Annotated in this window: 23 protein-coding genes; 13 read left to right on the top strand and 10 right to left on the bottom strand. The window is 51.5% G+C overall.

Features of this window, described 5'->3' with window-relative positions:
• Positions 1-19 precede the first annotated feature (19 nt).
• Entirely contained in the window at positions 20-433 is a 414-nt protein-coding gene (locus DXY37_RS11105) for a phage holin family protein (RefSeq protein WP_115126736.1), read from the top strand.
• A 232-nt stretch (positions 434-665) separates the two neighbouring features.
• Positions 666-899: a DUF2973 domain-containing protein gene (locus tag DXY37_RS11100; protein WP_115126735.1), complete on the top strand. Its 234-nt coding sequence runs from the start codon at positions 666-668 to the stop codon at positions 897-899.
• A gap of 1,027 nt (positions 900-1,926) precedes the next feature.
• On the opposite strand, the gene DXY37_RS11090 is transcribed toward DXY37_RS11100, so the two are convergent.
• Entirely contained in the window at positions 1,927-2,151 is a 225-nt protein-coding gene (locus DXY37_RS11090; protein ID WP_136975602.1) for a hypothetical protein, read from the bottom strand.
• Positions 2,152-3,207: 1,056 nt separating this feature from the next.
• Here DXY37_RS11090 and DXY37_RS11085 point away from each other — a divergent pair.
• Positions 3,208-3,390, top strand: a complete 183-nt coding sequence (locus tag DXY37_RS11085; protein WP_115126732.1) for a hypothetical protein — start codon at positions 3,208-3,210, stop codon at positions 3,388-3,390.
• Between the two features lie 332 nt (positions 3,391-3,722).
• On the opposite strand, the gene DXY37_RS13425 is transcribed toward DXY37_RS11085, so the two are convergent.
• A complete protein-coding gene (locus DXY37_RS13425; protein WP_170951869.1) occupies positions 3,723-3,863 on the bottom strand; it encodes a hypothetical protein in 141 nt (46 codons plus the stop codon).
• A 398-nt stretch (positions 3,864-4,261) separates the two neighbouring features.
• Complete coding sequence (locus DXY37_RS11070) at positions 4,262-4,771, bottom strand: early protein (E6) (protein ID WP_115126730.1); 510 nt, start codon at positions 4,769-4,771, stop codon at positions 4,262-4,264.
• Positions 4,772-6,083: 1,312 nt separating this feature from the next.
• Here DXY37_RS11070 and DXY37_RS13705 point away from each other — a divergent pair.
• Complete coding sequence (locus tag DXY37_RS13705) at positions 6,084-6,560, top strand: DoxX family protein (RefSeq protein WP_115126729.1); 477 nt, start codon at positions 6,084-6,086, stop codon at positions 6,558-6,560.
• 115 nt (positions 6,561-6,675) lie between these two features.
• Here DXY37_RS13705 and DXY37_RS11055 read toward each other — a convergent pair whose 3' ends face one another.
• Both DXY37_RS11055 and DXY37_RS11050 read right to left on the bottom strand, forming a co-directional pair.
• On the bottom strand, positions 6,676-6,885 hold the full coding sequence (locus tag DXY37_RS11055) for a hypothetical protein (protein ID WP_136975601.1): 210 nt from the start codon (positions 6,883-6,885) through the stop codon (positions 6,676-6,678).
• A 201-nt stretch (positions 6,886-7,086) separates the two neighbouring features.
• Positions 7,087-7,473: a hypothetical protein gene (locus DXY37_RS11050; RefSeq protein WP_115126728.1), complete on the bottom strand. Its 387-nt coding sequence runs from the start codon at positions 7,471-7,473 to the stop codon at positions 7,087-7,089.
• A 147-nt stretch (positions 7,474-7,620) separates the two neighbouring features.
• Between DXY37_RS11050 and DXY37_RS11045 the strand changes: the two genes are divergently transcribed.
• From DXY37_RS11045 to dcd, 5 genes are all read left to right on the top strand, one after another.
• A complete protein-coding gene (locus tag DXY37_RS11045) occupies positions 7,621-7,836 on the top strand; it encodes a Nif11-like leader peptide family natural product precursor (RefSeq protein ID WP_115126727.1) in 216 nt (71 codons plus the stop codon).
• 73 nt (positions 7,837-7,909) lie between these two features.
• The gene (locus DXY37_RS11040; RefSeq protein WP_115126852.1) at positions 7,910-8,179 is read left to right on the top strand and encodes a hypothetical protein; all 270 of its coding nucleotides are present in this window, start codon (positions 7,910-7,912) and stop codon (positions 8,177-8,179) included.
• Positions 8,180-8,248: 69 nt separating this feature from the next.
• Positions 8,249-8,494 (top strand): hypothetical protein, encoded by a 246-nt coding sequence (locus DXY37_RS11035; RefSeq protein ID WP_067098324.1) that lies wholly within the window; start codon positions 8,249-8,251, stop codon positions 8,492-8,494.
• A 36-nt stretch (positions 8,495-8,530) separates the two neighbouring features.
• Entirely contained in the window at positions 8,531-8,869 is a 339-nt protein-coding gene (locus tag DXY37_RS11030; RefSeq protein WP_067098322.1) for a phenylpyruvate tautomerase MIF-related protein, read from the top strand.
• A 71-nt stretch (positions 8,870-8,940) separates the two neighbouring features.
• The gene (gene dcd / locus DXY37_RS11025) at positions 8,941-9,465 is read left to right on the top strand and encodes a dCTP deaminase (RefSeq protein ID WP_115126726.1); all 525 of its coding nucleotides are present in this window, start codon (positions 8,941-8,943) and stop codon (positions 9,463-9,465) included.
• Between the two features lie 15 nt (positions 9,466-9,480).
• On the opposite strand, the gene sodC is transcribed toward dcd, so the two are convergent.
• Complete coding sequence (sodC, locus tag DXY37_RS11020; RefSeq protein WP_115126725.1) at positions 9,481-10,008, bottom strand: superoxide dismutase family protein; 528 nt, start codon at positions 10,006-10,008, stop codon at positions 9,481-9,483.
• A 364-nt stretch (positions 10,009-10,372) separates the two neighbouring features.
• Between sodC and DXY37_RS11015 the strand changes: the two genes are divergently transcribed.
• Both DXY37_RS11015 and DXY37_RS11010 read left to right on the top strand, forming a co-directional pair.
• Positions 10,373-10,549 carry a conjugal transfer protein TrbI gene (locus DXY37_RS11015; RefSeq protein WP_115126724.1) on the top strand — a complete coding sequence of 59 codons (177 nt, stop codon included), beginning with the start codon at positions 10,373-10,375 and terminating at the stop codon, positions 10,547-10,549.
• A 407-nt stretch (positions 10,550-10,956) separates the two neighbouring features.
• Positions 10,957-11,154, top strand: coding sequence for a hypothetical protein (locus DXY37_RS11010; protein ID WP_136975600.1), 198 nt, complete (start codon positions 10,957-10,959; stop codon positions 11,152-11,154).
• Positions 11,155-12,051: 897 nt separating this feature from the next.
• Here DXY37_RS11010 and DXY37_RS11000 read toward each other — a convergent pair.
• Genes DXY37_RS11000 through DXY37_RS10990 form a run of 3 tightly spaced genes read right to left on the bottom strand, consistent with a single transcriptional unit; the run spans position 12,052 to position 13,110 of the window.
• Positions 12,052-12,582: a DUF924 family protein gene (locus tag DXY37_RS11000; RefSeq protein ID WP_244277099.1), complete on the bottom strand. Its 531-nt coding sequence runs from the start codon at positions 12,580-12,582 to the stop codon at positions 12,052-12,054.
• Entirely contained in the window at positions 12,551-12,850 is a 300-nt protein-coding gene (locus DXY37_RS10995; RefSeq protein ID WP_115126851.1) for a hypothetical protein, read from the bottom strand. The genes DXY37_RS11000 and DXY37_RS10995 overlap by 32 nt, the downstream gene beginning before the upstream one ends.
• A 20-nt stretch (positions 12,851-12,870) precedes the next feature.
• Positions 12,871-13,110, bottom strand: coding sequence for a hypothetical protein (locus DXY37_RS10990; protein ID WP_115126850.1), 240 nt, complete (start codon positions 13,108-13,110; stop codon positions 12,871-12,873).
• A 28-nt stretch (positions 13,111-13,138) separates the two neighbouring features.
• Between DXY37_RS10990 and DXY37_RS10985 the strand changes: the two genes are divergently transcribed.
• Positions 13,139-13,561 carry a hypothetical protein gene (locus DXY37_RS10985; protein ID WP_371638136.1) on the top strand — a complete coding sequence of 141 codons (423 nt, stop codon included), beginning with the start codon at positions 13,139-13,141 and terminating at the stop codon, positions 13,559-13,561.
• Between the two features lie 181 nt (positions 13,562-13,742).
• Here DXY37_RS10985 and DXY37_RS10980 read toward each other — a convergent pair whose 3' ends face one another.
• The gene (locus DXY37_RS10980; protein ID WP_136975599.1) at positions 13,743-14,906 is read right to left on the bottom strand and encodes a hypothetical protein; all 1,164 of its coding nucleotides are present in this window, start codon (positions 14,904-14,906) and stop codon (positions 13,743-13,745) included.
• An 875-nt stretch (positions 14,907-15,781) separates the two neighbouring features.
• On the opposite strand from DXY37_RS10980, the gene DXY37_RS10975 reads away from it, so the two are divergent.
• Complete coding sequence (locus DXY37_RS10975; RefSeq protein ID WP_136975598.1) at positions 15,782-16,165, top strand: hypothetical protein; 384 nt, start codon at positions 15,782-15,784, stop codon at positions 16,163-16,165.
• Positions 16,166-16,169 lie beyond the last annotated feature (4 nt).

Raw genomic sequence — 16,169 nt, 5'->3', positions numbered from 1 at the left:
GTCTTATCGCACGAGTCCCATGGGCCTGATCGGTTGGTTGTTGCAATGGCCTGTGCGTGCTGTGGTTCTGCTGCTCGTGGCGGCGATGCCTCTGGGAGTTGAACTGGCTGGGTTCCAGGCAGCTCTTTCATCGGCCGTCACGATTGGTTTGCTGGGCACTCTCCTGATCCTGCCTCTGAAGTTTGTTTTGGCGCTGCCTTGGGCAGTGACCAGTCTTGGCGGTTTGATTGCCCCGGTTAGCTGGCTGTTCGACTGGTTGATCACTGTGATTCTTTTTGGTTTGGCGGCGTCGTTGATAGATGGTTTTCGTTTGAAAGATGGACTGCGCAGTGCCGTGCTCGGGGCTGTGGCCTACAGCGTCATCAGTGCCGTATTCATCCGTGTTCTCGGTCTGGCTGATGTCGGGGTCATCCGTGCTGCTGCAGGAGGCTGACGCCTTGTTGCCTCGGCTCAATCCGGCTTGATTGGCAAGATAAGCAAATACACCTGGTTACACAGCTTTACAAAGTGCCTAGGCTTCTTTACAGAAGTACATGCACAGTGTCCGATTATTCCGCAGCTATCTACGGCCTCATCGCATTTGCGTCTGTGATTACCGCAGGTGTCGTCTACGTCCTGGCTCAGCCTTCGGATCTTCCTTCGATCAAAAAAGTAAGGAGCTGAGTATGTCGACAGCATTCCTACCCCTCGCTTACACCGTTGCTTGCGCGTTTGTGCTGTTGTCGGCATTTCGCGGCATGGCGTTGGCATTCAGGCGTCAATCCCGGACTGGTGACAGAACTGGTTTGAAGACAACTCATCCTGAGTTGATTGATGAGAATGGTTTCATCACTCAAGAGGAATTATTAGTCGTTCACTTTGGTGGGCTCGACGGTAATTCTCTGTCGGTCAGCTCTTGAAGAGTGGATGGTGATTTGATGGAAGTTCTAACAGCAATTGCAATCCTGCCCTTTGTTGCTGCCCTCGCAATTGGTGCACGTCAGGCCGAGCGTGAAGAAGATTAATTCTGGTTCAATCAATTTGAGGTTGGAGTGCCTAGGCGGATCCAGCAACTTCGTCGAGGTTGAACAATGTTGACTCTTGCGTTCTGTGGGGTGTTGGCATTGCTCAATGTAGGCTTTATTATGTTTGTGCTTTTTGTCGATAAGCTGTTTGTTTGACATCTTCTAATATTGACGTAAATGTTGCCCTTGCTTCTGCACACTTATTCTCAATCTTGGAATTCTGAATACAAGCTAAATGGAATCACGTCAATAAAGCTGATTCCAATGTTTAATGCGATGGATCAGGAAAGTTGCGTCTCCATCGCACTGATGTTTGGCTTTGATCCCTGCAACGAATTCAACTTGATTGGATTTAAAGGATGAACTTGTCATTCTTTGTTCGAAACTGCATCAAACATTAATTTGGGGCTGATCGGCTTTAGGCCCGCACGTCCCATTCATCGGCAGATCGTTGGGTGATCAGGCGTTTCCCGGATTTGACAAATGCTTCACCAAGATCAGATGGTTGGATCGCCATAACAAGACTCGAAACGATCTATGGCCTAACGCAGGTCGTGGTGGCTGATCAGTGCGCATCACCGCACACACACAGCTCAATAAAGAGGGCAAGACATCGTGGTTCCTCTTGCTACGGACATGCCGTTCAGCTTGGACAAGCCAATGGCTTGGAAACTTTTGAACCATCGTTCAACAGCTTCCCGCTCTTCTTCATTGCAACGCTCGAGGATTTCTCGTTGCAGGACTTGTCGAATCTGGGAGTCCATTACAAAACTTTATGCCTGCAGATTCTGGCGAGTTCTCCCCCGGCGCTTCGTTGGCTTGATTACGGAAGGATGTTCAAAATGCTTCTGTGGCCTTGGTTTTGAGCATATCTACTCACCTATGAAGCTCAGGCTGTTGCTCATGTCGATACGGCTATCAGTCAAAGCTTTGCTTTGAGCTGTTCTGTCGTGAGGCTTTTGAGGTGGCTGAGATAGGCCTGTTGCATCATCTCGGCTGGTGTAATGCCGATGTCTTTGCAGTAGGAACGATATTTTGCGAAAACCTGTTCGACCAATGTCTCCTTTTCGGTCATTGAGCCTTCCATATGAGCGTTGAAGAATTCGCTGAAGCTGGGTTTGATCTGCAAAAAAGAAACCCCCGCCAAAGGCAGGGGTTCTGAAAGTTCAACGTGAGTGTGTCCTTGTTTCCACCACGTGAGCTTTTCTCCTCACAAAATGAATTTAGCCACCTGACTGGCACAGTGCCACTTGTTGGCATGCCGGTCTCTTGAATGGCACAAAGGAGCTGCTAGAACTCGGTCAGTTGGTTCTCCTCACAGAGATTCCAACTCCTCACACCCCCTGAAGGCCCTTCGGGCCTTTTTTTTTGCGGTTCCTGAAAATGCTGCCCAGCTCGACTCCGGACAGCTGACCCATGGTCATGCCCCACCACTAGTGCTTTCCAATAAAAAAGCCTGCCACTGGGGCAGGCCGGGTGATGGGGTCTCCAAAACTAGGTCGTTGGGACGCTAGATGCAGAGTTTTGCGCCCGAGTGTTTCAAGACTGTTAATAGTTCATTCAAACCTGAAGGGCAGCTTTAGTAACTCCATATATGCCGTTCACGCACTAACATTTTCTCTAAGTACCACAAGATGTGGTGCAAACGGCCGGGTGATGGGGATCGCTTGGCTTGAGGGGTGAACCGCTTCAGTTCTGGAGCGGTTCTTTTTGTTTGCACCTTTCACCTGATACCTGAAACCACGTGGATCTCCCGAGGGCAATGGTCTTAGGCATGAAGGAGGCCTGTTCAGCGTTGATTAAGCAGCTCGCTTGTCGTCTTTGAGCCAGATGTTCCGCCTGCTGTCAGGAAGGCGCACAACTGATCTCTCATAGCGACTGCGGCAGCTCTGTCTGAGGAGATGTTCCTCCGCTTCTTGCAGCAGGATTATCAGTCTTTGATCCGTCATCACTGAGTCACAAAGGGCCTCATCATTGAGGAGCAGGCTGATTGATTGTCAAGGCATTTGATTGTGAGATTTTTGTTAATTCTCCAGCGAAAGTGATATGGGTGTTGCCCTCGGGATCGATGCTGTGCCTTGAACGTAACGCGATCTTTACAACGTAAAGCGAAAGTTACATGGTTGGGGCTTGCGAATCTTTGCTTCTTTGCGTTGCTCTTTCAGGCCATAGGTGGCCAGAATAATCTCATTCAGGAGTAGGTATGGCCCGACGTCGCGTCTTCCCCAGTCCTGAGACAAGGGCTGCCCAGAAACTTTACGAGTCGCTGATTGCCACTGGGGTTGGCATTGCTTTTATCGGTATGGTCACGACCTGCTATCTGGCCTTGTCTGAAGCTGCCACAGCACCCTTTGATTCCTGGATTGCTGGCAAGACGTTCTTTTAGTGCTCGACTTCCGCGTCTTGCTTGATTGATCACTCTTCATCTCGAAGTCTGTGAGAGGGTTCAGCCCCTGATATTCATCAAAGAGAATAATTTAGATGATTAACATTTGATTGATTGGTGTAATTTCGCAGTTGTAGACCAAGAGATGCGAATCTGCATTTCAATGGCTCAATCCAGTCGCATCTGCCTGACATCAAAGGGATCAACCATCGATGCTCTGGGAGGTGGTCAATACAGAGTCTGCGATCAAAGCCGAAGCTGCACAGTCACAGAAGGTCTTTGGGCTGCTTACGAATCCTTGCGTGAGCTAGAGCAAAAACGCATTCAGTGATTCAGTTGTCGGCTTCGAGTCGTTTGAATTGCTCAGAAATCGGTGCGATCAAAGCCTTAGATTCCTCTTCGCTGAGGTTGAGGTTTGCGGCTGCTTTCTCGATCAGAGCTTCAAGCGCTCGTCTTTTGCTGTTATCAGTCATACAACTGGTCTAGCGAGTTCGCCTGATCGATGCACAACGCGCGTTCATTAGATCGCACCAAGATGTCATTGGTCAATCTTTGATCATCGCCTCAACCTTGGGCTTGAACCGGCTCGTAGCGGAGGTTGAGGTCATCACCCAAGACCATCAAGAAGGCGATCTCTGATTGGTAAGAGAGGAGATGGCAGGTTTGTTCCTGCCCATTTTTCCTGTAGCAATAAGTGTCAAAATCTGAAGGATCTCTTTCAGACTCGAAGATCTCACCACTCCCCAGTACAAATCTTGTCATCGTCTTTTGAACCCTTGCTGGTTTGATAGCCAGAGGGAGTGCCTGAGTCAGGTTTTTGTTCAGACCTGGTTCTGATTCTCTGACAAGCTATGCATCCTGGTTGTTGTCATTACTTGCTTTGAGCTGAGTTTGGGCTGTTTGTGATCAGTGCCGAGTGAGCTGATGGTGTCTGGCCTGCACAAGCAAGACAACCTCCATTAATGCGATACGGGGCCAGATGACCTCGCAGGCAAAACGTTCCTCGAAAAAACAGAACCTGACCCAGCTCGCGAGCATGGGCATCAGTGAGAGGAAGTCGTAGCCAGCGATCCGGCACATGCCCCTTCAATGCATCGCGTTGACGCTTTGCGTCCTCCCGTCTCTGACGTTCTTCACGATCGTTCTTGGCGCAGACACCTTCAACCTGCAGTTCTTTGGAACAGAGCAGACAAGCCGTAATCACTGGTTTTTTGCGGGCTGTGTTGGTTGAGAGTTTGTCTCCGGGCACCTCTCTTTCTCTGCCACAGCTGCAACGACACCACCAATAGGCATTGCCACTTTTAGTGCGGCGTTCGGATGAGCGAATGACGGTCAATCGGCCATAGATTTCACCGACACGATCACGGGGTTTAGATGGCATGCCAGTCTCTAGATCTCAATGCATGGGCAGCGTGCTCAGCGTCATTCTTGATTGGCGTCATTCGTCAGGTCGACGCCGATGTCTTTCATGGCACTGACCGTCTCATTGACTGAGGGAACTACGGCAACTCGCCTTTTGAGTTTGTCTAGCGGTTGAAGCAACCATGTCCACACAGACGATTTTTGATTTTGTTTTCGCGTCTCCACGCTCTCAGGTCATCACTAAAGTCAATTTAGCGCTTCTTTCTCTGGCTGCTGTGAATTTTCCAGCCTCCCTCTTGATTCATCCATTGGGTTGAATCTAAGCCTGATCGCTCTTGATCATCTTGTTAAGGCGGTCATTATTGTTTCTGAGGAGTTAACCTCTGATTTGATCAATCACATTGGTTTTCGCATTCAGAAGACGACCAACAATCCTGGTCGTTTCACCTTCTCCCACGTTCAGATCTGAAAGTTCCTGAAATTTATTGAAGAAGAGTTGATCAATCTCTTCGCAGAAATTGTCGTAAAAGATCGATAGAGCCTTTTTTTTATCTTCGCCGTAGAGTCTTTCCACTGTCATCACTCATGCAATCGAATGATCATTGTATCAAAAGTCAGTCTGGATGATTGAAATTGCTTCGTTGCTCCAGTTGGAATTCATCAAAGAGAGCTGATGCAGCCAGAGGCTGTTTCATGGCTATCAGCTCTTCAATGCGATTGGACCACCAAGACTCCAACCTGTCAATGTCATCTCCTGACCAAACAAAGGTTGGCAGCATCTGTCAACTCTCCTTTTACTTTGAGTTTGCTCCATGCTGCCAACGCTTATGACCGTTGAAGTGTGCTGATGCGATCTTCATGAATGATTTCCCATGTCCCATCGGGATGGGTTATGAGGAAATATTCTTCGGACAGGCGTTGTAATCCGGCTTGATTCAATTTACGTTTGCACAAGCCTTCGCCAGTGTGCCTGTTGATACTCTATGCAGATGTTTTTGGTTTCAAGAACCTCAGTTTTTGAGGAGTTCTTCTGGCTCGATGCATTGCTACGCCCGCTCGGCAACTCACGACACCTGATCTGGTCTCATTCATTTCAGTCCAATCTGTTTGTTTGTCCGATGGTTGAAGTACCGATTGCTGGTCCGCAATTGGATTGATTTGATGAAGGGTGGTTTCTCCATTTAATTCGAATCAAGCAGGTTGTGCTGGTGAGCACTAGGGATGGTTTCACCAGCGCACCTCTTTCACTCGTTTTGCCCCCGTGCGTGGTTCGACAACGGACAGGCATTGATCAAGAGTAAGATGATCAGGTTTTAGTTTGCCTGAAAGTCATGAGTGAAGAAACGTCGAATCAATTTTCCTCTGACTTGTGTTTACTGATTCTGCGCGTTTCAGCAGGTTTTCTCATGATTCATCATGGGTTTGAGAAGTTGCAGGATCCTGTTGGATTCACCTCATTTATTGTTGATCAGTACTTTCCTTTTTTACCGTTTGACCATGTCCTTTGGACATACCTTGCTGCATACACACAAATCATCGGATCTGTTGTTCTTGTTTTCGGCATCGCCACTCGTCCAGCTGTGATTGGTTTGTTGTCGACGATGTTGTTCGCGATGACCTTCCATTTTCTCGACACCGGTCTTCAAGGCGCTCCCTTCGGAGTTGTTGAAGCCCACAACTACGAATACGAGACTTCAGCGCTTTATCTGTTCATTTTTCTGGTGCTTGCCATCGCTGGTTCTGGCTCTCTGAGTCTGTCGAGGCTTTATCGCGATCGTTTCCCACAACCTCTCAAGGCCTGGGTTTGATGAAGCGATCGAGAAGCTGATTCAGAATCTGGTGTGACAGCCACGATTCAGTACTAAGTATTTCTACCATGTGCAGGCCCACCTGCAGAGAAAGCCCTCCTTCTGAGAGGGCTTTTTACTGCGCTTCTGCCAGCATCTGGTCAATGGCGCGTCGTGCTGCAGCATCCGCAGCCTTCAGGGATGGATATTCTCTGCCCAGTTGCTTGAGGTGTCCCTTGGGTGAGCCAAGCACGAGATATCCAGGACCACCGGTCATTTCTTTAATGACATAAGCCATGCCTTTGTGCTCGTATCGACCCTGGAGCATTGAACGAGTTGTGCTCATTAATCATCATTTAGCAGATTTGCCGCTCTTTGACCGTCTCATCTGGTGACCGATTGGAACCTCGGCCCTGTCTGCAACGGACTGGGAGCTGAAGTGCCACCTGAGACTGGTTGGATTTGGTTGATTAAAAATTTTACATATGTTCTCGGAACTTTAGCTGGAAGTTTGTCTTCTATAAAGTCTCTTTGGGGTGCTGGATCCTTATTTGCTGCTGATTCGGTCGAGAATATTGGCTTCAAGCCATTGCCTGGTCATAGCTCTCTTCTTTTTTAATGGTGTTGGATTTTCAAGTGCTCTGAGGTCAATATCACTTTTGTAGACGGATGGTATGTAAGAGTCGTCCATCAATCTGCGTATGAGAGTATTTTTAATATATTGGTCTCTTGCGAAGGTGATGACAACTGAAATGACAAAAGCGGGTGGAATTGTGGCGATGATGATGCTTGAAGGGTCAGACGTTTGGGTGAATTTAGGGAGAATGTAGGCCACATTGAAGATCAGTAAAATCGCAGTATATGACTTATTGCTTAGCAGAATTTCTTCGGTCTTCTTTTTTAGGCCCTGCTGTGAGGGAAGGTTGAACTTCATTGAATTTAAATTTTAAATTAATCTAATTAGATCTTTTTGTTGTTGATGCAAAAAACATCACACTCTGGTCAAACATTGGAGCTCTTCAGCGTTTCTGTTTCCGAAGGGTGCCGCTACAGGCGATGATCAGCCTGGTCGCTTATGTCCATGGCTCTCGATCAGTTGAAGGCGTTTCTGGTTCTGATGCAGAGCGATCCAGCGTTGAAGGATGCTGTTTTGGCCTCATCCACTGCTGATGATGTGGCCAAAATTGCTGCCGGCCTTGGCTATGAATTCGCCGGTGATGAGCTGCTGCGTTTCTCAGGTCAGAAGGTGGGGCGTGTCACGGTGTCGAAACGCCAGCCTCCAGGCGAATACAGCTGAATCAACAGCATTCTTGTTTTCTGACCTGATCCTGTGTTCTCCTTGGCTGATTAACCACGCCGCTCCGCAGCGCATGAAGCAACTGCCTGGGCGCAGTCGCCCCACTTGGCTTCAACAGTTGATCAGCTTTGCTGTTCTGGTCATCGTCACGGTCTGGATGGTGACGCTTTTGCCGGTTCTGCTTGTTGTGGGACTGGTTGCCGCAGTTCTGTTGATTCCTGTGCTCAAGCAGCTCCGTCAGGAAATCGATCAGATCGAGCGAACGCAACAGGGGGATAGCGTTCCACCCCAAGATGTGACGCCTTGGCATCGACGTGTTTGGAATCGCTGGAACAGTCGTTGAATCACTAGGGCAATATTTTTTTGTCGCTGTCTGTTGGCATGATCAGTGCAGACCGCATTCTTTTGTTTCGTGGGCTCCAGTGACCTCCTCACCCAGGCCAGCGCTATTGCTGATGCAATCGAACAGTTGGCGGACCAGCTCACTCCATCAGTGATTCGCACTGCCCGGGCTGATCAGCAGGGACGTGCAGATCTCGATCGGATTGAATACGCCCTTGGCACGATTGGTAAGGCGCTGATCCTCACTGACTATTCGATCGATCAGGAAAAAGACATCGACAAACTTCAGGCCTTTCGAGAATCTCAGCAGCGTTGAGAAGACTCAGACTATTGGCCATTTGAGACGTTCACCATGCCTCTGATCACATTGCGCACCTCGCTTGCTTCTGTGGATCGTCGAGACGAGCTTCTGCTTGAGCTTTCAGCCATGTTGGCCGAGCAGACCGGCAAGCCAGAGGCCTACGTGATGACACTGCTCGAGACCGATGTGCCGATGACCTTCGCCGGTACATCCGCTCCTGCCGCATTCGTTGAGGTCAAGTCCATCGGGGCCCTGCACCCATCTGCGATGACAGAGGCATTCTGTGAGCTGATCACGGCTCGAACGGGGATTCCTGCCGACAGGATCTACATCAGCTTCGATGATGTTCCTGCGAGTTTCTTCGGCTGGAACGGAAGGACGTTCGGCTGACGCATTGTCTGTCTTTCGCACTGGCCGCAGAGTCCAGTTGTCCATAACCTGAACGGCCAGACATTCTTTTTATGGCCGTTCTCGGGCGTCAGGCGATCCTGCGGGCGATCGACAGTGGCGCCATCACCATCACTCCGTTCATTCCTGAGCATGTCGGTCCTGCCTCAGTCGATCTCACGCTGGCTTGCAGTTTTCGAGTCTTTCGCAAAGTTCACGAAATTGTCGATGTGAATGAACACACCGACTACCGCTCGTTCACCGACAAGGTCGACATCGCACGAGGAGACCACATTCTGATCATGCCGGGTGAAACCATCCTCGGGATCACCGAAGAGCGTTTGAGGCTTGGCCCTGGCCTTTGTGGATGGCTCGAGGGGCGTAGCCGATTTGCTCGCCTGGGTCTGATGGTGCATATCAGTGCACCCTTCATGGGACCTGGAATCGACAGTCAACAGGTGCTGGAGATGAGCAATTTCGGACCTGCTCCTCTTGCCGTTCATCCTGGTACAGCCATCTGTCAGTTCATCTTCCAAAGTCTTGATGGCGAAGAGAACTATCAAGGTCGTTTCGCCGGTCAGAACCAGAGCAGTTTCTGAATCAGCGTCTGCCGCTCATCCTGCGATACCGCAAGCGATGCGCGCACCTCCACCGCCGAGTGGGGGAACGTCGCTGTAGGTGTCTCCTCCTGCATGAACGATCAGAGCCCTCCCTCGCAGATCAGCAGTGTTCAGCCGCGGAGCCACAACTTCGGTGGTGGTGCTGCCATCGGCATTGACAATCAGGCGACTGAGATCACCACGATGTCCGTCGCTGAACGGACCGCTGTGAGTCTTGGTGTTGTCGGGATCCCAGTGCCCTTTGGCTGCCAGCCCTGCGATGCTCACGTTCTCATCATTGAAAGCTGCCTGGCAGGACGTGCCGGCATGCAGATGAAAACCATGCTCGCCTTCGCTCAGACTGGTGAGGGATGGTGTGATCACAAGTCCGTTCTGACTGTCTCTGGCCAGAACGGTGCCAATCGATTCGCCGATTCCGTCGTTGGAGATGCTGTGGATGTCAATCTCCAAAGAGCTTGCCTGAACCTTGCCCGGCATCAGCAGGGCGATGCAGAGAGCCAACAGCGAAGCAAGCAGACGCATCAATGACATTCATCTGGGACCATTCTGCTGTTGTGACTTGGTTGCTGTGATCGACGGCTGATTGTCTCAACACCATTCAACTTCGGTGCCTTGCGAAAGGGAGGTTCTTTGCGTGCCTCAACTGTTGGTCTTTCAGGGGGCAGCCATGACTCCTTACCTCAACCTGGCTGGGAGCAACCCCAGCCCATCTTCGAGTTCTTTGGTTCACAACACATCCAGTTCACACCAGCGTGATAATCGTTTCAAGATTGAAGGATTAAGCGATAATCATTATCGTTTACTCGTGCAATTGTGTGACTTTCATTTATTCTCAGGTCGACGAACCTCCATTTGCTGTTAGACCTATCTCAGAAGTGAATGTTCGATGATGGCAACAGCCTTGAAATGCGCATGCCCGCACTGCAACTGCGAAGCTGGCGGTTCGTCTGCTGTTCAAAGAAACGGCCAAAGTTTTTGTTCTGATGCTTGCGCCAATGGGCACCCCAACGATGAGCCTTGTCATGATGCCGCAGGCGCTTGTGGTTGTCGTTGTGGCGGATAGTTCGCCAGTCTGCACTTGATTGCCGCGCTGAGCCTGGGGTCTGTTGTCAGGAGTGAGAGTGATAACCATTATCGCTTTTTAACGCTTTTGTGTAACTCTCAGCCATTTTTCAGTTGCTCAAGATCATTCGGCTGTTAGGACGATTGAAGTCGCGATTAAGCCGATGTGCTGCAACAACCCCAACGCTGAACATCACAAGAATCAGCCTGGTGACACAAAAGCTCCTGCGAAGTGAGCTGACACTTCAAGGGCAAAGGCCTGGACCTTCCCGAGCCTAAAAAGGTGGTCTTTTCTTGAAGCCTTGAAGCAAATCATGCCCCTTCTTGTAAGGGGCCTTTTTGATTGGGTCAAATCCATTGGTGCTTGCAAGGCCTGAACCAATCCACTCAGACGCTGCCCTTGCTTGAATGGCCCTTATGGGTAACAAGCCGTTTTTTCAAGCCAACATTCATTCGCCGGGAACGGGAGTGGCGTTGATTGTGATTGCGATCACTCTGATTCCGGTTGGTGTGGCCTCCCTGGCTCAGCTCAGTTGCTTTGGCAGGCCCAGTTCAGAATCTGCCGCCTGGTCGATTGAGCGCATGAGTGCCTGTCATGGCGGCTGAATGGAGTGGTCTGGTGCTCCAATGCCAACCTCAGCACGGCTCTGTGGTTGAGACGGCAAGGTTCAGTGATGTTTGCTGCTTAACGCTGTCCAACCCAGTGGGTATCCCTATCCACTGGGTTGGCAAACGCCCGAAAGCTCGACGCAAATCGGACTTTGACTATGACGACTGCAGTGATCCCTCTGTGGGTCGCCAATCAGAAAGCTGACCCAAGGCAAAAAAAAAGACCCATAGGGTCTTCAGTGGGTGTGAGGAGTTGGGAATCTCGGTGAGGAGAGCCAACTACAAGAGGTATAGCCACCGCTGTGTGGTTCGGTGCATGGAAAACACACCTGGTTGTATTTGCACAGCAAGTTCCGTCGTCACCATGACGTCCAATCAAAAGACCTCATCGCGACTGCCTGCTTGTCTCGAAATGGAGCTTGAATCTCAAGTTCGTGACAACGGATACAAGAACGCCTACTCCGAGGTGATGATCTCTAGCCTTGTTATATCGGCTCGGGTGATGGAGAATATCCGAAATTCCAATTTCAACCACGACTAACGCTGTGGTTTTTTATTGGCGTCGACGAGATAGTGCAATCACAAAAAAAGAGGTTGGATTGCTCCAACCTCAGATTCATCTCGAACTGTGCTGATGATGCCAGTTGCTTGACGGGATGCAAGTCGAGCTTGGTGTAGATCGAAAGAATCGTGCTGAAGCGAAGCCTCATCGCTTTCTTTTTCGGCGATTCGCCTTGCGCGTTCCTCCGTATCTGTAGCCCGATTGGGTGGCAATTCTTGTCCAGCACTTTGCACACACAAGAGTCCACTCTCTGGTTGCTTCGCTGCGCACCCGGTAGTGCACAGAACCGAGACATTCACAGAGCTCACAACACAATCCTGGTTCGGCATGGATCACCGGCCCAACGCTCCATCTCGCCAGGGATAACGCCCATGCTTGATCAATATGTCGCGGTTTCGCCGGGCCACATCGGCCGTTGCGATATCAACCCATCTCTCCAGAAGAGGGATGGCCTTGTTCACCGTCTCGAGGCATTCGGCGTGCAACAGGGGCATTAACCAGAACTGTCGACGTGGTCTCTGAGGCTCATGCTCCAACCAACGTTGATTCAGGGCCAGATGACTCAAACGCTGTGCAAGGAGATCTCCCTGAAAGGCACGGGCTTGGTCCCGCCAGATCTGTCGAGAGAACTGGTCGAGTAACAACACGAGCGCTAAACACGACGTCTGGTTGACCTCCCAGTCGATCAACTTTTGGTCCTGAGCGGCTTCCGCCAGCACCCCGAATCGTTCACTCACAGAACGATCAAATTCGCTGTCACGCCGAAACCATTGCCAGGGCCTGCAGTCTTCAAACCAGAAGCGAAGGATGTCTTCCGCGAGAGGGAGTCCCTCAGCCAGCATTGCGGACCCGTTTAACGGCAAGACCTGCTTCCGCTGCGGTGATGCCAGCCAGCAACAGAAGACCCAGCAGACCCACCAGCTGATTCTGCTGTTCCGCATCAGCTGCGGCCCCCTGTGCCAGTGCAGCACCGGCAACAAACCAGCTCGTCGCAAGAGCGGATGTGATCCAGTAGGCCTTCCAGCGACGCTGATAGAGATAGCCAGCACCGAGGCCCGGCAACACATTCAGCAGCACGGCCACCCAGCCAGCCGATGCGGCGAGAACCTGGTCACGGTTGGGGAAGGTCATGACTTCTGGTGACTGTGAACTCATGGCTTGTTTTGATTAGCCGCATAGGCCACGGCTCCACCTGCCACCAGGGTGAGCAGACCGGTGCTCAACAAAAATCCCGTGAGCATGATCAAGCCGAGCACAGAGCCGAGCAACGACATCTTGACTCGCAGCAGCTTGGATTTGATCAACAGAATTAGCAACAGTGTCACTGTGGCCTTGAGACCGGCAATCTTCGCGGCGCTGATTGGACAGAACGGAACGAAGGGAGAGAGCATTGAACTGGACTTGCATGAGGGTGCGACCATGTCACTCTGTCGTTCTCTAGGCGCTGTTGTGGATCAACCTCTGCGATGGCTCAAGCTTCTGTGCCGCCGATTGTTCCAGCTCCTGCTGGTGTTGACCATGATCGTCACAGCGGAGCTGCCGGTGTCAGCGGCCTGGATTTGTGACGGTGACCTCCTCACCGCGGAACCCATTCAGTTGGGTCGTGACGCTTTCGGTGCTACGGCTGAGCCGATCCCCAACAGTGCTGACGGCACCGTCCCTGGGGATGTAATCCTGCTCAGTTGGCGGGGCGTCACCCTGCAATTACCTCGTACCAATAATGCTGGGGCTCCCAGTTACACCGATGGTCGCTGGTGGTGGCAAGTCGAGGATCCTGAGCAGCCTGATTTCCGCCAACGCAAGGGGGGAATCGTGAGTTATGCCTGTAGCCCTGAAGAATGAACCCGTTGAGTCAGGCCGCAGGCGCTAACCCCTGTACGAGTGAGTACTCATAGGCCGCAGCCGCCAAGAGAAACACTCCGATCACACCAATCAGCACTCGACCGTCAATGCGTTTCAAGGTGAGCTTGTCTGCTGAGCAGAACCAATGGAGACCCAAGCTAGGGGTGATGCCGTTGATGAGCTACAACTCGCCCGCTCGTCGTCGATGTTCCTCCTCTTCGAACCGGTCAGTCTCCACCAGGGTCCAGCCGTCATCTCGAAGCATGGAGTTGATCACTTGGTCGCGATAGTCGACCTCCAGAGCACCATCAACTCCAAAGGCGGCCATGATCTTGCCACGATCAGCGATCAATTCCTCGCGGTAGATCTCGTAAAGGTCGGGGTTTTCGATCAGGCTTGGATCGGGCTTGCCGTCGAGTCGCCACAGCCACTTGTACAGGAACGGTTTGTATCTCGACTTGGTTTGCACGATGGGCATGAGCTGATCGAGCTTCAGCAGGTCGCACCGGGTTTGAGCATCCCAAATCTGCTCATCGCTCAGGGTTTCTGAGCTCTGCTTGCAGTGATCGAAGAGGGCTTTGAGGAACTGCTGAGCTGTGCACTCAAGGCACCGCTCAGCAGGAGCGATACCCTCCTGTGCCAGATAAACCATTCGGTTTAGGTCGTTCTGGCTGAAGTTTCCCTGCAGTGCATAAGTGGCCGCAGCTTTGCGAATGTCCCAGAACAAGCCGGTGTTCTCAGCGCAGGCACGGGTGATGAAGTCGTCAAAAACTCTCTGATCATCGGCAGTGATGTGAATTGAGAGGGCGTGCACCGCTGAAGCGAATTCTTGGTCCAGCCGATGATCGAAATTCTGCTGATGGGATCGATAGAGATCACTGCTGCGCCAGTCATTGAGGTCTCCCGCCCAGCCCGCGGGTGGAGCTGGATCCCTGAACAGCTGAAATCTCTCTTTGCCCTCCAGGCTCCAGTTGTAAGCCGATAAATCCTCAGCTTTCACTCCTTCAACCAGGTGGATATCGTGACCTTGGCGATTGGAAATCAGGCGTACCACCGCCAAAGTGCTGCGCGGCAGGTCAAGGGTGTCAATGGCAATCACCCCTGTCCCCTCGCTGGACAATTCGATCAGCGTGCCGTTGGCGCTGTGGCTGAAGCTTTGCAGACAGCTCTCCGGTCTGCGATCGCTGCGAATCTTCCTCGTGATTGGATCAATGCCGATCGAATACGACTCGATCGGTGCTCCCTTGATCCCGTTCGGTCGCCAAGAGCTTTCGTCTGAACGGCAGATCACGACCACCCGATTATTCAGCTGGTGCGTCAAAATCCCCATCCCGAGGGCTGGCACCTTAATCGTTTCGACCAGCTTTCAAAGCCCGTGGGGTTTGCTGTCTGATGACCTGCCGTCATGAGTGATTCACGTGGCGAATGGGCAGTTCGTCTCACTCAGATCGATGGGCTGTAACTCGACGATCCGCGTGCCACGGTCTTGACGATCAATCAAAAAGAAACCCCCGCCGAAGGCAGGGGTTCTGAAAACTCTGCGGGAGTGTGTCCTTGTTTCCACCCCGTGAGCTTTTCTCCTCACAGAGCCAAACTAGCCACTTGAGTGGCACTGTGCCAGTTGCCGTTCGGTCAGTCCGTTGAACGGCACAAGCCACGGCGCTTCGTCATGTCGTGGGCTTGCCTCAAGGTGGTCTGCAGCTGCTGAATCCTTGCCATCTGCCCTTGGTGCCTGTGCCCCAAGTCACGAATTCTTGTATAAATCTTTGCTCTTGCCTCAGCGTGCTTCCTTGGGCTGGATCCCGCTAACAACAAGGAGGGGCAGTGGGATGCCCCTTTTTCACTTTTCAGCGTGGACGACTGACTGGCCCACTGACGGGTCGACTGACAGAACCGTCCAACGACATAGCCCTCTTTAGGCAGTTGCTTTCACCACGAAGGTCATCACCATGACGGCTAGAGCAACCGTGCATCCGAACAGGGGGAGCGACAGGTGCAGTTCTTTCATGGGGCTCCTTGCGGTTCCTGACTATGGACGCTTTTTTCTTTTCGACGATTAAGGCTTAATGCCTATTTCTCAATCCCGGCTCGAGCAATGTCCCCAGGGATTGCCCTTGTCACATCAGCCAGAATCATGCGATGAAGCGCAATTGGAGTGACATCGAGCCGCATTGGCTGCGACTGAGCAACAGGACTGCGTTTGATCTCAGTGCCGAGTGCGTGGTGATCGATCAGCAGAACGAAGTCATGCAGACGACTCTTTCAGGGCTCTCGACTCATCTCAGAGTTTCGTCTGCGATGTCGAGTCCACTGGTGAAACAGTTCATTGCTCTCGCAAAAGAACGGGGAGCAGAGAAAGCCATGCACAAAATGCTGATGAACTCCGGAGAGGAATTCGCTCAGTTGTGGAAGGAGGCTCAATCAGACTTGCAGAGAGGAGCCATTACGACGATGGATGATGTTGTTGAGGCTGTTGCAACCGCAAAGAAAGGCTATGACGAATCCCCGAGACGAATTCTGGTTATTCAAGTGAATCAGCGCGATTGTGATGTGCTCTTGGTTGGGCCACCCGATGACGACGAGTCAGATTCGTGGAATGCCTAAGAAT

It is taken from the genome of Synechococcus sp. GEYO (assembly GCF_900473955.1).
Classification (GTDB): domain Bacteria; phylum Cyanobacteriota; class Cyanobacteriia; order PCC-6307; family Cyanobiaceae; genus Synechococcus_C.
Note: the sequence above shows the minus strand (reverse complement) of the source record. Positions and strands in the feature narration are given on the sequence as shown.

Bases quoted from the DNA above. Each gene is read 5' to 3' on its own strand.
- DXY37_RS11070 (WP_115126730.1), bottom strand. From the start codon at position 4,771: ATGCCATCTAAACCCCGTGATCGTGTCGGTGAAATCTATGGCCGATTG.
- dcd (WP_115126726.1), top strand. From the start codon at position 8,941: ATGGCCGTTCTCGGGCGTCAGGCGATCCTGCGGGCGATCGACAGTGGC.
- sodC (WP_115126725.1), bottom strand. From the start codon at position 10,008: ATGCGTCTGCTTGCTTCGCTGTTGGCTCTCTGCATCGCCCTGCTGATG.
- DXY37_RS11055 (WP_136975601.1), bottom strand. From the start codon at position 6,885: ATGAGCACAACTCGTTCAATGCTCCAGGGTCGATACGAGCACAAAGGC.
- DXY37_RS11045 (WP_115126727.1), top strand. From the start codon at position 7,621: ATGGCTCTCGATCAGTTGAAGGCGTTTCTGGTTCTGATGCAGAGCGAT.
- DXY37_RS11010 (WP_136975600.1), top strand. From the start codon at position 10,957: ATGGCCCTTATGGGTAACAAGCCGTTTTTTCAAGCCAACATTCATTCG.
- DXY37_RS13425 (WP_170951869.1), bottom strand. From the start codon at position 3,863: ATGACTGATAACAGCAAAAGACGAGCGCTTGAAGCTCTGATCGAGAAA.
- DXY37_RS11015 (WP_115126724.1), top strand. From the start codon at position 10,373: ATGATGGCAACAGCCTTGAAATGCGCATGCCCGCACTGCAACTGCGAA.
- DXY37_RS10990 (WP_115126850.1), bottom strand. From the start codon at position 13,110: ATGCTCTCTCCCTTCGTTCCGTTCTGTCCAATCAGCGCCGCGAAGATT.
- DXY37_RS11050 (WP_115126728.1), bottom strand. From the start codon at position 7,473: ATGAAGTTCAACCTTCCCTCACAGCAGGGCCTAAAAAAGAAGACCGAA.
- DXY37_RS10985 (WP_371638136.1), top strand. From the start codon at position 13,139: ATGTCACTCTGTCGTTCTCTAGGCGCTGTTGTGGATCAACCTCTGCGA.
- DXY37_RS13705 (WP_115126729.1), top strand. From the start codon at position 6,084: ATGAGTGAAGAAACGTCGAATCAATTTTCCTCTGACTTGTGTTTACTG.
- DXY37_RS10995 (WP_115126851.1), bottom strand. From the start codon at position 12,850: ATGACCTTCCCCAACCGTGACCAGGTTCTCGCCGCATCGGCTGGCTGG.
- DXY37_RS11105 (WP_115126736.1), top strand. From the start codon at position 20: ATGGGCCTGATCGGTTGGTTGTTGCAATGGCCTGTGCGTGCTGTGGTT.
- DXY37_RS11030 (WP_067098322.1), top strand. From the start codon at position 8,531: ATGCCTCTGATCACATTGCGCACCTCGCTTGCTTCTGTGGATCGTCGA.
- DXY37_RS11040 (WP_115126852.1), top strand. From the start codon at position 7,910: ATGAAGCAACTGCCTGGGCGCAGTCGCCCCACTTGGCTTCAACAGTTG.
- DXY37_RS11100 (WP_115126735.1), top strand. From the start codon at position 666: ATGTCGACAGCATTCCTACCCCTCGCTTACACCGTTGCTTGCGCGTTT.
- DXY37_RS11085 (WP_115126732.1), top strand. From the start codon at position 3,208: ATGGCCCGACGTCGCGTCTTCCCCAGTCCTGAGACAAGGGCTGCCCAG.